Annotated in this window: 14 protein-coding genes; 9 read left to right on the top strand and 5 right to left on the bottom strand. The window is 68.4% G+C overall.

The annotated features are described in order from the left end of the window. Positions 1-10: 10 nt before the first annotated feature. Positions 11-2,536, top strand: a complete 2,526-nt coding sequence (locus tag AC3RX0_RS03250) for an HAD-IC family P-type ATPase (RefSeq protein ID WP_491504497.1) — start codon at positions 11-13, stop codon at positions 2,534-2,536. On the opposite strand, the gene AC3RX0_RS03255 is transcribed toward AC3RX0_RS03250, so the two are convergent. From AC3RX0_RS03255 to AC3RX0_RS03265, 3 genes are all read right to left on the bottom strand, one after another. Next, positions 2,500-4,233 (bottom strand): ABC1 kinase family protein, encoded by a 1,734-nt coding sequence (locus AC3RX0_RS03255; RefSeq protein WP_491504498.1) that lies wholly within the window; start codon positions 4,231-4,233, stop codon positions 2,500-2,502. The two genes, AC3RX0_RS03250 and AC3RX0_RS03255, sit on opposite strands and share 37 nt — an antisense overlap. A 104-nt stretch (positions 4,234-4,337) precedes the next feature. Next, a complete protein-coding gene (locus AC3RX0_RS03260; RefSeq protein WP_491504499.1) occupies positions 4,338-5,327 on the bottom strand; it encodes a hypothetical protein in 990 nt (329 codons plus the stop codon). Next, entirely contained in the window at positions 5,324-6,205 is an 882-nt protein-coding gene (locus tag AC3RX0_RS03265; RefSeq protein ID WP_491504500.1) for a cytochrome b N-terminal domain-containing protein, read from the bottom strand. The genes AC3RX0_RS03260 and AC3RX0_RS03265 overlap by 4 nt, the downstream gene beginning before the upstream one ends. 633 nt (positions 6,206-6,838) lie before the next feature. Between AC3RX0_RS03265 and AC3RX0_RS03270 the strand changes: the two genes are divergently transcribed. The 8 genes from AC3RX0_RS03270 (at position 6,839) to AC3RX0_RS03305 (ending at position 12,900) form a co-directional block, all read left to right on the top strand. Continuing rightward, the gene (locus AC3RX0_RS03270) at positions 6,839-7,321 is read left to right on the top strand and encodes a universal stress protein (RefSeq protein WP_491504501.1); all 483 of its coding nucleotides are present in this window, start codon (positions 6,839-6,841) and stop codon (positions 7,319-7,321) included. Positions 7,322-7,914: 593 nt separating this feature from the next. Then, the gene (locus AC3RX0_RS03275; RefSeq protein ID WP_491504502.1) at positions 7,915-8,418 is read left to right on the top strand and encodes a flavodoxin family protein; all 504 of its coding nucleotides are present in this window, start codon (positions 7,915-7,917) and stop codon (positions 8,416-8,418) included. A 36-nt stretch (positions 8,419-8,454) separates the two neighbouring features. Then, a complete protein-coding gene (locus tag AC3RX0_RS03280; protein WP_491504503.1) occupies positions 8,455-9,030 on the top strand; it encodes a pyridoxamine 5'-phosphate oxidase family protein in 576 nt (191 codons plus the stop codon). A 213-nt stretch (positions 9,031-9,243) separates the two neighbouring features. Then, positions 9,244-9,453 (top strand): hypothetical protein, encoded by a 210-nt coding sequence (locus AC3RX0_RS03285; protein ID WP_491504504.1) that lies wholly within the window; start codon positions 9,244-9,246, stop codon positions 9,451-9,453. Positions 9,454-9,596: 143 nt separating this feature from the next. After that, a complete protein-coding gene (locus tag AC3RX0_RS03290; RefSeq protein WP_491504505.1) occupies positions 9,597-10,148 on the top strand; it encodes a phosphoheptose isomerase in 552 nt (183 codons plus the stop codon). A gap of 48 nt (positions 10,149-10,196) precedes the next feature. Continuing rightward, complete coding sequence (locus tag AC3RX0_RS03295) at positions 10,197-10,544, top strand: DUF7882 family protein (protein WP_491504506.1); 348 nt, start codon at positions 10,197-10,199, stop codon at positions 10,542-10,544. A gap of 143 nt (positions 10,545-10,687) precedes the next feature. Further along, positions 10,688-12,574: a transketolase gene (locus AC3RX0_RS03300; protein WP_491504507.1), complete on the top strand. Its 1,887-nt coding sequence runs from the start codon at positions 10,688-10,690 to the stop codon at positions 12,572-12,574. Continuing rightward, on the top strand, positions 12,574-12,900 hold the full coding sequence (locus AC3RX0_RS03305) for a hypothetical protein (RefSeq protein WP_491504508.1): 327 nt from the start codon (positions 12,574-12,576) through the stop codon (positions 12,898-12,900). Before AC3RX0_RS03300 ends, AC3RX0_RS03305 begins: the two co-directional genes overlap by 1 nt. Before the next feature lie 4 nt (positions 12,901-12,904). On the opposite strand, the gene AC3RX0_RS03310 is transcribed toward AC3RX0_RS03305, so the two are convergent. Next, positions 12,905-13,069 (bottom strand): hypothetical protein, encoded by a 165-nt coding sequence (locus AC3RX0_RS03310; RefSeq protein ID WP_491504509.1) that lies wholly within the window; start codon positions 13,067-13,069, stop codon positions 12,905-12,907. 114 nt (positions 13,070-13,183) lie between these two features. Next, positions 13,184-14,296, bottom strand: a complete 1,113-nt coding sequence (locus AC3RX0_RS03315) for an enolase C-terminal domain-like protein (protein ID WP_491504510.1) — start codon at positions 14,294-14,296, stop codon at positions 13,184-13,186. Between the last annotated feature and the right edge of the window lie 20 nt (positions 14,297-14,316).

The raw sequence follows: 14,316 nt of genomic DNA on the forward strand, positions 1-14,316 counted from the left end.
ACGGTTGGCCATGGATGCCGACTCCGCCCGTCGCGTGGATGTGGACGCCGTGACGGACAGGCCCGCGACCTCCGGCACTGCGCCTTCCCGTGCCGCAGCGGCCGTCGGTCTGCGTGCCGCCGACGTCGCCGACCGTGTGGCCGCGGGACAGACCAATGCGTTCGCCGCCGACACCAGCCGCACGTGGTGGAGCATCGTCCGCGCGAACGTGTTCACGCTGTTCAACGCGATCGTGTTCGCGTGCTTCGCGGCCCTGCTCGTCCTCGGCCACTGGCAGGACGCCCTCTTCGGACTCGCCGCGATCTTCAACACCCTCGTCGGCTGCTACCAGGAGGTCCGCGCGAAGGTCGCGCTCGACCGGCTCGCCCTCCTGCACGCGCCGCACGCCCGCGTGCGGCGCGACGGCGTCGACGCCGAGATCGGGCCCGGCGACGTCGTGCTCGACGACCTCCTCGTGCTGCGCGCCGGCGACCAGGTCGCCGCCGACGCCGTCGTGATCGAGGACGCCGGACTCGAGATCGACGAGTCGATGCTCACCGGCGAAGCCGACGCCGTCGACAAGGGCCCCGGCGACGACGTGCTCTCGGGGTCGACCGTCGTCGCAGGGCGGGGCGTCGCCCGCACGGTACGGGTGGGCGCCGACTCGTATGCGAACCGGTTCGCGCACGAGGCTCGGCGGTTCCGGCTCGCGCACTCCGAACTGCGCCGCAGCGTCGATCGCATCCTCGCGTGGGTCGCGTGGGGGATCGGCCCGGTCGCCCTGCTGGTCACGAACGCCCAGGTGCAGATCCACGGCGGCTGGCGGCACGCGCTGCGCGACGACGGCTGGCGGATCGCAGCAGTGGACTCCATCGCCGTCATCATCGCGATGATCCCGCTCGGGCTGGTCCTGCTCACGAGCATCGCCTTCGCGGTCGCCGCCGCCCGCCTCGTCCGCGACCGTGTCCTTGTCCAGGATCTGCCCGCCGTCGAGGGCCTCGCCCGGGTCGACGTGGTCTGCCTCGACAAGACCGGCACACTCACCCGCGGCGACATCGCATTCGACGCAGAGCATCCCCTCGACTCCCGTACCGCGCCCGGCTGGCGCACGGCGCTCGCCTGGTTCGGCGCGGCGCCCGACGCGAACGCCACGGCGCAGAGCCTCGCGGCGGCGTACCCCGGGCCGGCGGCATCCTCCGCCGTGTGCGAGATCCCGTTCTCCTCGGCTCGGAAGTGGAGCGCGGCGACCCTCGACGGGCTGCCCGGAACGTGGGTCCTCGGCGCGCCCGGGCTCGTGTTCCCGGACGCCGTCCATCGCGCCGTCCCGTGGGAGGGGGACGACGGGAAGGCGACACTCGCCACCGCCGTCCACGAGCTCGCCGCCACCGGCCGCCGCACGCTCGTCCTCGCGCACTCCAGCGTCGCGCTCGCCCCCGACGATGCGGTGGCCGAGCGGCTGCCGCCGGGACTCCACCCCGTCGCGCTGCTCACGCTGCGTGAGCGCATACGCGAGGACGCGGCATCCACCCTCGCGTACTTCGCCCGTCAGGGCATCACGGTCAAGATCATCTCGGGCGACGATCACGAGACGGTCGCTGCGATCGCCCGGCAGGTCGGCCTCGACGTCCCCGTAGGGTGCGACGCGCGAACGCTGCCCGCCGATCCGGTCGCCCTCGCCGACAGGGTCGACGCGCACGCGGTGTTCGGGCGGGTCACGCCCGAGCAGAAGAAGGCCATGGTCGTCGCCCTGCAGAGCCGTGGCCACACCGTGGCGATGACCGGCGACGGCGTCAACGACGCCCTCGCGATCAAGCAGGCGGACATCGGCATCGCGATGGACTCCGGATCGGCAGCGACCAAGGCCGTCGCCCGCCTCGTCCTGCTGGACGGGCGGTTCTCGCACCTGCCGTACGTCGTGGACGAGGGCCGCAGGGTCATCGCGAACATCGAACGGGTCTCGGTGCTGTTCCTGACCAAGACCGTCTACGCCGCCGTCATCGGCATCCTCTTCGGCATCCTGCTGGTGCAGATTCCGTTCCTGCCGCGGCAGCTGTCGATCACGGACGGCGTGACCATCGGCATCCCGGCGTTCTTCCTCGCCCTGCTGCCGAACTCACGCCGCTACCGGCGGGGCTTCCTGCGCCGTACCCTGAGTCTCGCCGTCCCCGTCGGCACCATCATCGGGATCGGCATGACGATGCTCGCGCTCATCGGCCGAGAGGCGTGGCACCTGCCCATGAGCCAGACGCGGACCGCGGCGACGATCCTCGTCGCGATCCTCGGACTCTGGGTGCTCGTCCTCGTGTCGCTGCCGATCACGTGGCCGAAGTGCCTCATCGCGGCGGCCATGATCGTGGGATACCTGCTCGTTTCGTGGCTCCCGTTGACGGCGAGGTTCTTTCAGCTCGAGCCGCTCTCGACCGAACTGCTCGTACTCGTTGCAGTCCTCGCCGTTGCCGGGAGCGTTCTGATCGGGATCGCCTTCATGCTGCAACGGGTCTGGTTGCGCCGCACGGAGGCTCAGCCCCGTCTTCGTCGGGCCGTCCACGTCAGGTAGGCGCTCAACGCCCCGATCGTCGTGAGCCCGGCGCCGACCATGGCGCTCTCCCAGGAGCGCCATCGTCGCTCGCCCGCCACCAGTCCGCCGATGCCGGTGATCAGGGCCGCGCCGACCATGCCGGCCACGAGTCGGTTCCCGATGCGCTCGGCTCGTCCGAGGAGGGGCTCGAGCTCGGCGGCTCGCATGTGCACCTGGATGCCGGCGGTGTCGACGGCATCCATCAGGCGTCGGACGATACCCGGGAGGTCGAGTGCGAGTTCGCCGACATCGGCCGAGGACATCAGGACGCGCTTCGCGATGGCCGACGCGCGCAGCCGCTCACGGGCGAGGCGCTCCGCGTAGGGCTCGAGCGCCTCGCCGAGTCGGAAGTCGGGGTCGAGTCTCATGGCAAGCGACTCGACGAGCAGAAGGGCCTTCAACAGCATGGTCATCTCGTGGGGCCACCGGACGCGATTGCGTCGCAGGACCGCGAACAGGTCCGTCATCATGCGTGCGAAGGGCGTCTGCCGCACCGACCCGAGCCGGTAATGGGAGAGGAACGCTCTCAGGTCGTCGTGCAGAGTCGTCCGATCGATCCCGCCGCTCGTCAACGAGACGGCGATCACGGCCGATGTGAGCAGCGCGGCATCGCCCCGCACGATCGCGATGAACAGGCGGCTCAGATGTCCGCGCAACTCATCTGAGACGACGCCGACCATGCCGAAATCGATCAGGGCGATCGTGCCGTCCGGGTGGATGAAGAGGTTACCGGGGTGGAGGTCGGCGTGGAAGAAGCGATCCTCGAAGATCATCTGCAGCACGATGCCCGCGCCGCGCCGGGCGAGAAGATCGCGGTCCACGCCGGCTCGTTCCAGGGCGCCGGTGTCGGCGACGTTCATGCCGTGCATCCTCTCCAGCGTGAGGACACGCGAGGTGGTGTGCGGCCACGAGACCCCGGGTATGACGATCGTCGGGTCGTCCCGAAAGTTTCGCGCGAATCTCTCGGCGTTCCGGCCTTCTTGCAGGTAGTCGAGCTCAGCCCGCAAGGACTGGGCGAACTCCTCGACGATTCCGACGGCGTCGATGTCGCGCGCGAACTCCCAAGCGCGCGCCGCGTGCACGGCGAGATTCTGGAGGATCTCCAGATCGGTATGCACCTGCGACACCGCTCCGGGTTTGCGCACCTTCACGACGACAGGGGTGCCGTCGGCGAGTGTCGCCGCGTGTGCTTGACCGATGGATGCCGAGGCCAGCGGCCGATCCTCGAACGAGGCGAACACGTTCTCCGGGTCTGCGCCGAGTTCGCTGCGGATCACTGCGCGGATCTCGTCGACGGGGACCGGGGGAGCAGCATCCTGGAGCTTGGCGAGTTCGGTGATGAACGCCGGTGGGAGCAGATCCGATCTTGTGGACAGCACCTGGCCGAGCTTGATGAATGTGGGGCCCAGCTCCTCGAGTGCTGCCCGCAGTTGCGACGGAGCTCGGCTGGAGGGCTGCCGCGGCGCTTTTCCCCCCGCGCTCCGCCACCAAGGAATCACATGGTCGAGACCGAGAAGGCCGAGAGCGAAAGTGAAGCCGTGACGGCGCAGCGCCGACGCGATCTGAAGATACCGGGCGGTGTGAGACATTTCACGCTGGGCCTCTCCGAGCCCCGGGTTCAGCTGGTCGGCATAGGCGATCTCGAGGTCCTCGGGATGGATGTGACCGGAAGTCATGTGCACAGGTTGCCCGCACGTCGCGGCACCCATGGGGTCTAAGGTCCCGCGCTGCGCCAGGCGGCGGAGATCTCAAAGAAGGGGAACTGCGGCGGCGGTGTCAGTTATCGGCGTTCCCATGCTTTCGGGGTGGGGACGCGCCGACGGTAGTAGTCCCGCCAGATGAGCTTGTGCAGAGGGATCCATCGAGGGATCGTGCGCAGGCCCGGTATGAAGGGCAGCAGAGCGAGCATCAGCGTCAGCAAGGCCATGATGAGGACGATGACGAGATCGGCATTCGGCGCCGACGAGAACGGCTCGACCTGGTAGAAGAGCGAGAACAACCAGAGCCAGGACTGTCCAGGGGTGTTCCCGGTCTCATTCATCATTCCCCACTGGTCACCGGTGAGGTGCTGATCAGCGGCGAGATTCTGGAAGTACTGACCGTCGCCGAGGAAGAGGATGGCCAAGGTGTCATCGAGCCCGTAGGAATCACTGCGACTTGTGAGCGCGCCGTCGAGCGCGCCGCTGCGGGCCATCGCCGAAAGCTGTCCGATCAGTGCGGGTACCGGACCGAAGTCGCCGCTGGCCGGGTTCGGCAGCGTGCTCCCTTTGTCAGCCGCCAGGGCATTCGAGTAGGTCTCGGTCCATCGCGCCCGCTGCGCCGTCGATGCGCCGTTCCAGCGGGAGATCGCAGGTATCCGCCCGGGCATCGTCTCCAGCGGTCCCAGCACGAAGGCCTGCGCGGTATCCACGGGCAGCCGGACTCCGGAGAGGCTCTGGAGGTCGAGAGGACCGAGCGTCTGCGTGGCGCCCGGGGTGTCGTTGTACGGGGGGCCGTATTGCGCTGTATCGCTGGTTCTGCCCAGCTCCGCCGTCGCTGTCGTCGCAAAGTCGACCGGAGCGCTGGTAGACCATGAGCGGAAGGTCACATTCGGCTCATCAGGTGAGCCCACGACTGCAGCGAGTGCGAGCACGACGAGGGCTACCACTGCGAAACCGATCACCACCTCTTTGATCAGGTCATAGTGGCGCACACGGCCGGTCCACCGCCTGCTCGCGAGGTCCCCTTGAGCCTTCCAGGTCAGGTTCGGCGTGTGCTTCGTCGCGTTCATCGCGGTTGGTCCGATGTGCGGCGCGGCCGACGCGCTTGGTCGTCGGCGTCGGAGGCATCGATCGGGGGCACGACACCGTGACTGCGCACGAGCAGAACGTGAAAGGCGACGACGACGCCGATAGCCAGTGGCAGCAGTGCGATGTGCCACATGAACATCTGACCGAGATCGGCCACGTTGAACCAGGCGCCGATTCCGACCGCATTCAGTGCATCCTTGCCCTCGAACGCGATCCACTGCGAATCGAAGTTGGTCTGCAGCAGATAGCCGGTGAAACCCGCTGCGATCGAGACAGCGAACGCAGCGACACCCGTGATCCACGTCAGTACGCGTCCGCCCCGCCACGCGGCCATCCAGTATTTGCCCCACAGATGGACGACCATGAGGAGGAAGAACATCTCGACGCTCCACAGGTGCACGCTGTTGGTGAAATGACCGAGCGCCGAGGTGTGGTACCAGGAGGGTCCGTTGAGGCTCAGGACGAGGCCCGACAGGATCACGACGGCGAACGCGGCGAGAGAGCCCATGCCGAATGCGTAGATCCAGGAGGCGACGTAGCTCGGCTGCTCCTGTGGCAGCAGTTCGGAAGGCGGCAGCTTGCGAAGAAGCCAGCCGCGCAGGCGCCCCGTCCACGTGAAGTACTCCTCCTCGTCGTCCGTGTCGGGCGTCGATGACGTCGGCGGCGCCGATTCTGGCACGACTCCCACAGGGGCACTCGGGCGCCCTGTGGCGGCCTGACGCTTGGTTCCTGGGAACGGGAGCACCAGCGCCAAGATGAACAGGGTGAGCATGACGGCGATCACGATCAGGTTGCCGAGCTGGATGATGAACGGCCCCCATCCGACGTATACGCCTGGAGTGGCTGCGACGACGTCCACGTCGACCTCCTTCGTTTCCGCGAGCATCACTCCGGAGAGTCGAGTCTGACAGGGCCAAACGTCCCGCGTCCCGGTTGCGAGCGCACCCCGGATTCAGACCTGCTCGCCGTCGTCTTGTGAGCGCATGCGAGGTCGTCGGGCCGCCATGCTCGGCACGAACAGTGGGACGGGGAGGCCCCCTCCGCGAGAGGGCGCCTCCCCTGACTGCACCAACCTCGGCGATCGCGATGCAGTTCGTCGGCGATGCCATCTGTCTCGGTTGTCCGGGTACGACCCGTGCGACCACGGTATGACGATGGCAAGCACCCGTTTGGGGACCAAAGTCCTGTGACACGTGACGCACGGTGCGCGCCGCATCCGCCGGCATGTCTGCCTCTTCTTGGGGTCGAGGCCCGCAGCAGACCGAACCTGTCGTAGAGGACGTGCACGGGCCAGACGATCGCTTGGACGACTCGCGAGTTCCGCCGGAGCACACCACACCGAAGTCGAAGAGCGACCGTGGACAGCGGGCGGTGAACGAGATCGCGAAGCGGTGATCACGGTCGTGATCACCGCTTCGCGATCCATGAGAAGACGAGGATGGCGTGGGACCTTCGTCCCGGCAATGGGGAGACGAACGCTCACACTCGTCGTATGAGAGAACCTGCGGACATCATGCCGGGACGGGGACCAACATCGATGATGTACCGGCGCATCCTGGTCGGCGTCGACGGTTCGGCGCAGTCTCTGGGCGCACTACGCCACGCGGCTCAGTTGGGTGATCTTCTCGACATCGACGTTCTCGCGATCCGAGCGTGGGGCCCGCAGACCACCTACATGGGATTCTCGCTCGGCAGACCTGACCTGCGGGAAGAGGCCCTCTGCGGCATCGAGGAGTCGATCACCCGCGCGTTCGCGAACCGACCGCCCGATCGGGTCACCGGTGTCGTCCACGAAGGGAATCCCGCTGACGTCCTGATCGCTGAAGGCGAGCCGGGCGACCTACTCGTCGTGGGAAGCCGAGGACACGCGGGGGTGGCTGGACTCCTTCTCGGATCGGTCAGCGCGCAATGTGCGGAACGAGCACAGTGCCCTGTGCTGGTATATCACGACCAGGTCGGTCCGACAGACGGCTGACTCCCATGGAGGGACGATGAGCAGGGCCTGGTGGTTCCGGGACCGTCGCCGCGCAGGTTGTGCGCCTGCTGGAGGCACCGCTGGACGTGATCGTGGTGCGCAAGCTCGGCCTGCCCCCGTTGGCCTGAAGTCGCGATGGGCGCGATCGGAGAGGTTTCGCACGGCACTGACGAGTTCTACGCGTGGCGCGCGGAATTCATCCGACGGCTGATCCACGCCGGCCGATGCACGTGGATCGGCGCGGGAGGGGACTGAAGTCCTCCGAGATCGGGGGATGCGAACCCGCGAATGACAAGGAGGACGCCGCCTCATGCGACGTCCTCCTTGGAACCCTCAGGGAGAGGCGAGACTCCCGACGTCTCGCACTATGTCGAACCCGAGGGAGATGTGCCCGACAGAAGACTCACTTGGCACCCCAGGCCCGCGCTTCACCAACCACATCACGACGATAAGAGTGCGTCACCGCACGACGGCATCGTGTGACATTGGTCCCACGGATTGTCCTGTCACGAAGGGACCAAGGACCCGGGTGCGGGGCAGCCGGCTCAGGCACGATCGTGAAGACGAAGACCCTCCCCGAATCGAGGAACACGATGCGAGCACTCGTTGTCTACGAGACCATGTTCGGCAACACCGGCAAGATCGCCCGCGCAGTCGCCGATGGTCTCTCCGCCAACCGGGAGGTCACTCTCACGGATGTCGTCGATGCCCCGGCCGAGGTGCCGTCGGACGTCGACCTTGTCGTCGTCGGCGGCCCTACACATGCTTTCTCGATGTCGCGCTATTCCACTCGGCATGACGCCGAGCGACGCGGCGGCGCCAGGAACGATGTCGACAAGGGCATCCGAGAATGGCTGAAGGAGCTCCCGGCAAGCAGACCGGATCAGGCGTTCGCGGCATTCGACACCAGAGTGGAGATGCCGCTGCTTCCCGGAGCAGCATCACGAAGCGCCACGCGTCTCGCACGGCGACGAGGATTCACCGTCCGCGCACCCGAGAGCTTCTTCGTGCACGGCTACCAGGGCCCGCTCGTGGACGGCGAACTCGACCGGGCGCGCGAGTGGGGCCAGCTGCTCAGCTACACATCCGTGCCGTAGCTCAGAAACGCGATATCGATCACGGAGAGGGACACGATGAGTTCCAGTGACAACACGAGAAGTCGGCCCGGCATCGAGGAAGAGCTGCACGTGGAGCAACTCGACACGGACGAATGCTGGCGGCTGCTGCAAGACGCATCCCTGGCCCGCCTGGCATTCATCGACGAGAACGGCAACCCCGAGATCTACCCGGTGAACACCCAGACGGCTCAAGGCGGCGTCATCATCCGCTCGGCCGATGATGCGAAGGCGCGAGCGGTCGCCGCGCGTCCGCATGTCGCCATCGAGGTCGACGGCGGGACCCTCCGAGTGCGTTGGAGCGTCATCGTCCACGCAACGGCAGAGGTGATCGTGGACGACAGCGACTCGCCGTCGTCCCGTTCGCAGGCGCCTTCCTGGTTCCCCGGGACCAAGACGCGATCGATTCGCCTCACAGCGACGTCGATCACCGGTCGGCGATTCCTCATCGTCGCCGGGGCACGGCCGGCTCGTGAGGCCACGGGTGAAGTGGATCGCACGGTGTCTGTCGATGATCCCAAGGAACCGTCTCGCAGTGGACCACCGACGTCGATCCCGTCGTATCCGCCGATGGGTGATAACAGACGTCGATGACCGACGACGACGGCGCAATGCGGGTTACATGCGGCAGGCGGCCTCACGGATCGTGCGGATCGACGATCGGCGCTTTGTCAAGGGGGTCCGCTCGGATCGGGCATGCGGACAGGATGACGACGGCGGCCGCCGGAGCGGACGTGAGTCTGGCGCGTCGTCGAATTGCGAGAATCGAATCGTGTGAATCGAATCTCATGGAGAGGAGCGCCCGACATGTCCGATTCCCTTCCCCCTATCCACACCTGGTGGCCCTATCTGACCGCCGAGGCTCGGAACGACGTGCTGCGTGATCCCAACGCCCCGCTCACCGCACGCGTGCGTGAGGAGATCGCGCAGCGTACCGGAGCAGACCTCGCAGAGGGCACTCGGCTGGACGAGCGCGACCGGCAGTTCGTCGCGCAGCAGACCGAGATCGTGGACTGATCGACTTCGACCGCGCACGAAGTCAACCCCCTCGCCGCAGTGCCGAATGCGCACGACAATCGTCCGTGACGATGACGGGCATGCACATGGGCGCACCAGGGGACGGACAGACGGCGAACGCGTCGCGGACGAGCGTTCAGACCATGGGCAGCGCGCGCAGCGTGCTCACCGCGCCCATCGACGACCGGGCCGAGGTCCTGCGGGAGCTGGAACCTGCGATCCCGACCATCGTGCAGTGGGGTCACGAACTGGCCCGGCGCTGCGAGCGCGGCCAGTGCCTGATCATCGCCGACGACGGCGGGGCGATGTCCGAAGCGCGGCGGATCGCCGGCGAGCTGGTCTGGCGCTGCGACGGCGAGGATTCGGCCGCCCTGGCGATCGACGACGGCCCCGGTGGTGGCGAGACCCTCGCACGGCAGGTCGCCGCAGGCGTGCACGCGGGGGACGTGGTGATCCTCCTGTCCTCGTGCGGTCGCAGCGACCTCGTCCGTGCGACCCGCCGTGCCCACCGGTGCGGGGCGGCAGTCTGGGCCATCACTCGGCCCGAACCCGACCCGCTGGTCTCGGCCTGCGACAGCGCGATCGCGCTGACCGGCTCGGCTGCAGCGGTGCAGAACGCCCACGCCGTCGCCCTGCACATGCTGTCTCGCGCATTCGACGCCCACCTGCGCCCTCGGCGGGCTCATACTGAGTGATGAGGAGTGCCCACTGACCCGACGGCGGGCGACCGGTCTGGAGGCACTGTGGGCACGATGTATTACGGAGGGCCGGGCACCCCGATCCACATCGAGGATCGGGCTTTGGCGCACCTGAAGGTCGTCATCGCGACGAAGCTGCGACGCGGCGAGAGCTTCACGCTCTCGTGGCGCCATCCCGACGGCGAGCCCGAGGGGCGTTCGACGATCTGGCTGCACCCGTCGATCCCGCTGCGGTTCGTGTTCGACGAGCCGGAGCCGCCCGAACTGAGCCGGAAGTGGATCCACGATCTGGCGAATTCCGCGAACACCTCCGGCGGCATCATGCTCGTCGCCGAACATCTCGACACGATGTCGATCCCCGTGCGCGACGACCGCGTCCCGCAGGAGAGCTAGCGCGCACGAGCATCCCGCCGCCCTCGCCGGCTAAGCCATCGAACGGGCCGGCGCAAGGGGGTTGGCATCGAGGTGTCTGCGAGCAACCCTGGCAGCCCGGCGCGCGCCCGCAACCGTGGAGCGCGGCGCCGGGAGGAGGCGACATGGATATGCACACGACCGCACAGGATGCCGGACGCGACGTGGATGCACTGGCGCGCCTGGCCGCCCAGCTGCGGGTGGACTCCATCCGCGCCACGGGACAGGCGCAGTCGGGACACGTGACCTCGAGCCTGTCCGCCGCGGATCTCATCGCGGTGCTCGCCGCGCGGCACCTGCGGTACGACTGGGTGGCGCCGGACGACCCCGACAACGACCACCTGATCTTCTCGAAGGGCCACGCGTCCCCGCTGCTGTACGCCCTCTACGCCGCGGTCGGAGCGATCACCGATACCGAGCTGACCAGCACCTACCGGCGATTCGGGTCGAGGCTGCAGGGGCACCCCACCCCCGTGCTGCCCTGGGTCGACGTCGCCACCGGCTCTCTCGGCCAGGGCCTGCCGATCGGCGTCGGCCTTGCCTGGGTGATCCGCCGGCTCGAGCACCGCGCCAACCACGTCTGGGTGCTGTGCGGTGACGGCGAGTTCGCCGAAGGGTCGGTCTGGGAGGCGCTGGAGACCGCCGGCCAGCAGGAGCTGGGCAATCTGACCGTCATCATCGACGTCAACCGGCTGGGTCAGAGCGGAAGCACGGCTCTCGAGTGGGACGTGGATGCCTATGCCCGCCGCGTGCGCGGGTTCGACGTCGAGCCGATCGTCGTCGACGGCCACGACCTCGTCGCCATCGACGACGCGCTGGCGGCGGCGCGCGAGTCCGCGCACCCGACGGCGGTCATCGCCCGGACGATCAAGGGCAAGGGCGTGCCCGAGGTCGAGGACACGAACGGATGGCACGGCAAGCCCCTTCCCGAAGACCTCGCGCACAGCGCCATCGAGGCGCTGGGCGGAGTCCACCACGAGACCTTCCGCACACCCCCGCCGCAGCGGGCGACGGGGGACCAGCCCACGCGTGTCGTCGACGCGCCCGGGGCGCCCGTCTACGAGCTGGGCGACGAGGTGGCGACCCGCACCGCATTCGGCGAGGCCCTCGCGGCCCTCGCGAGCGTCGACGACATCGCGGTGGTGGACGGGGATGTCGGCAACTCCACGCACGCAGGCCTGTTCGCGCCCGCGTCGCCGGACAGGTTCTTCGAGGTCGGCATCGCCGAGCAGCAGCTGATCTCGGTGGCCGTGGCGCTGGACGTGCGCGGCTTCCGCCCGTTCGCGTCGACGTTCGCGGCCTTCTTCTCGCGCGCGTACGACTTCATCCGCATGGCCGCGATCTCGGGATCCGACCTGAGGCTGTGCGGCTCGCACGCCGGCGTCGAGATCGGCGAGGACGGGCCGTCGCAGATGGCCCTCGAAGACATCGCCGCGCTCCGTGCGATCCACGGCTCCACCGTGCTGTATCCGTGCGACGCTGTCAGCGCCGCGGCCCTGACGCGCGAGATGGTCGGGATGTCGGGCATCTCGTATCTGCGCACGACGCGCGGAGCGTACCCGGTGCTGTACCCGAACGACGAGACCTTCCCGATCGGCGGCAGCAAGACGCTGCGATCCGGCGACGGCGATCAGGTCGCCCTGATCGGAGCGGGGGTCACCGTCCACACCTGCCTGGCGGCGGCGGACGAGCTCGCGCAGCAGGGGATCACGGCGCGCGTCATCGACCTCTACTCCGTCAAACCCGTCGATCGCGACGCGCTCGTGGACGCCGCTGCCGCTGTCGGGGGGCGGTTCGTGATCGTCGAAGACCATCACATCGAGGGCGGCGTCGGCTCGGCCGTCCTCGAGGCGCTCGCCGACGGCGACGAGCCCCTGCACGCGACCCTCCTCGCGGTGCGGGGCATGCCCGGCTCGGGCACCGCAGCCGAGCTCATGAGCCAGGCCGGCATCGGGGTCGGCGATGTCGTGCGCGCCGCCCGTGCGACCCTGGCGGAGCACGGAGCGCTGTGATGGCGCGCCCGCGACGCGATCCCACGCAGGTCACCGCGCAACCCGCCCTCACCACGTCCACCGGACGTCGGTGGCTGGTGTGGGGCGGAGTGCTTGCCGCCGTGACGCTCGCGATCCTGGTGACGCTCGCCGTCACGCGTGAACCGGCCGCGTGGGCGGCGTGCGCCCTGATCGCGGCCCTGTATCTGACCATGGTCGTCGTGCGTTTCGCGGTGCCCTCGTCTCGCATGCGGCTCGTGCTGCTCGCGTGCCTGATGGGCACGATCGCAGTGACGGCCGTCGTGTCGCTGGTCCTGGTGGGGGCGCTGTCGGCCGGGGGAGGATGATGCCTCAGGTCCGGTTGCGCCCGCTGAGCACCCGCAGCAGGAAGGCGATGAGCGCGATCACGCCCACGATGATGGCGACCCACAGCAGCCACTGCAATGCCGCATTCAGGCCGCTGACGATCGCGACGATGATCGCGATGATGACGATGATGATCAGTGCGATGCTCATGAGGTTCTCCGTTGTTCGATGTGAGTCCGATGGAACGTCAGGTGTCCCACTGTTCCTGTTCGGCGGCCGTACCGACACCCTCTTGAACATCCCCGACGGGCGTGATAGCGCGTCCTACGCCACGCGGTAGCGCTCGGCGTCGCGCTCGCGCAGCGTCAGGCCCGTCCCGGGCGCCGTGCCGTCGAGGTGCAGCGTCCCGCCGCGCGGATCGAGCGTGCCGTCGAACAGGCGCGTCTCGATCCGCACATGGTCGTGGAACCATTCCAGGTGGCGCAGGTTCGGCGTCGCCGCCGCCACGTACGCGTGCAGGTGCGGGCTGCAGTGCGCCGAGACGTCCAGACCGTGCGCTGCGGCGACTGCCGCCGCACGCAGCCACTCCGTGATCCCGCCGCATCGTGAGGCGTCGATCTGCAGGCAGTCGACGGCCTGCGCCCGGCACATGCGCTGGAAGTAGATGAGGTCGAAACCGTATTCGCCGGCTGCGACATCCGCATCGATCGCGTCCCGGACCTCGCGCAGCCCGTCGAGGTCGTCCGACGAGACCGGCTCCTCGAACCAGCGCACGTCGAGGTCTGCGGCCGCATGCGCGAGCCGGATGGCCTGCTTGCGGGTGTAGGCGCCGTTCGCGTCCACGTAGAGCTCGGCCGCCGGCCCGATCACGTCGCGTGCCTGCCGCATCCGCTCCAGATCCCGCGGCACCTCGCCGCCCCAGGACTGGCCGATCTTGATCTTCACGCGCGGGATGCCCTCGTCGTGCACCCACCCGCCCAGCTGTTCGGCCAGCCGCTGGTCGGAATAGGTGGTGAAGCCTCCGCTGCCGTACACCGGGACCACGTCGCGCACCGCGCCCAGCAGTCGGTGCAGGGGGATGCCGAGAAGCCGGGCCTTGAGGTCCCACAGGGCGGTGTCCACCGCCGAGACGGCGTAGCCGATCGCGCCCTGACGTCCGCTGTTGCGCACCGCAGCGACCATCGCCTCGAAGCAGCGGCCTGTCTCGAGCGCATCGAGCCCGACCACCAGCGGCGCCAGCGTCCTGCCGGCCACCGCGCCGCACTCCTGCGCGCCGTAGGTCCACCCGGTGCCGACGACCCCGCCGGAGTGCGCCTGGACGAGCACCATCGTCGTGGAGTCCCACGCGATCGTGCCGTCCGCCTCGGGGTCGTCGGTCGGGATCGTGTACACGCGGACGTCGAGGCCCTCGATGCGCGCATCCGTCACCCCGTCCATGTTCTCGCCGCCTCGCCGTC

This window comes from Microbacterium sp. W1-4-2 (assembly GCF_058349885.2).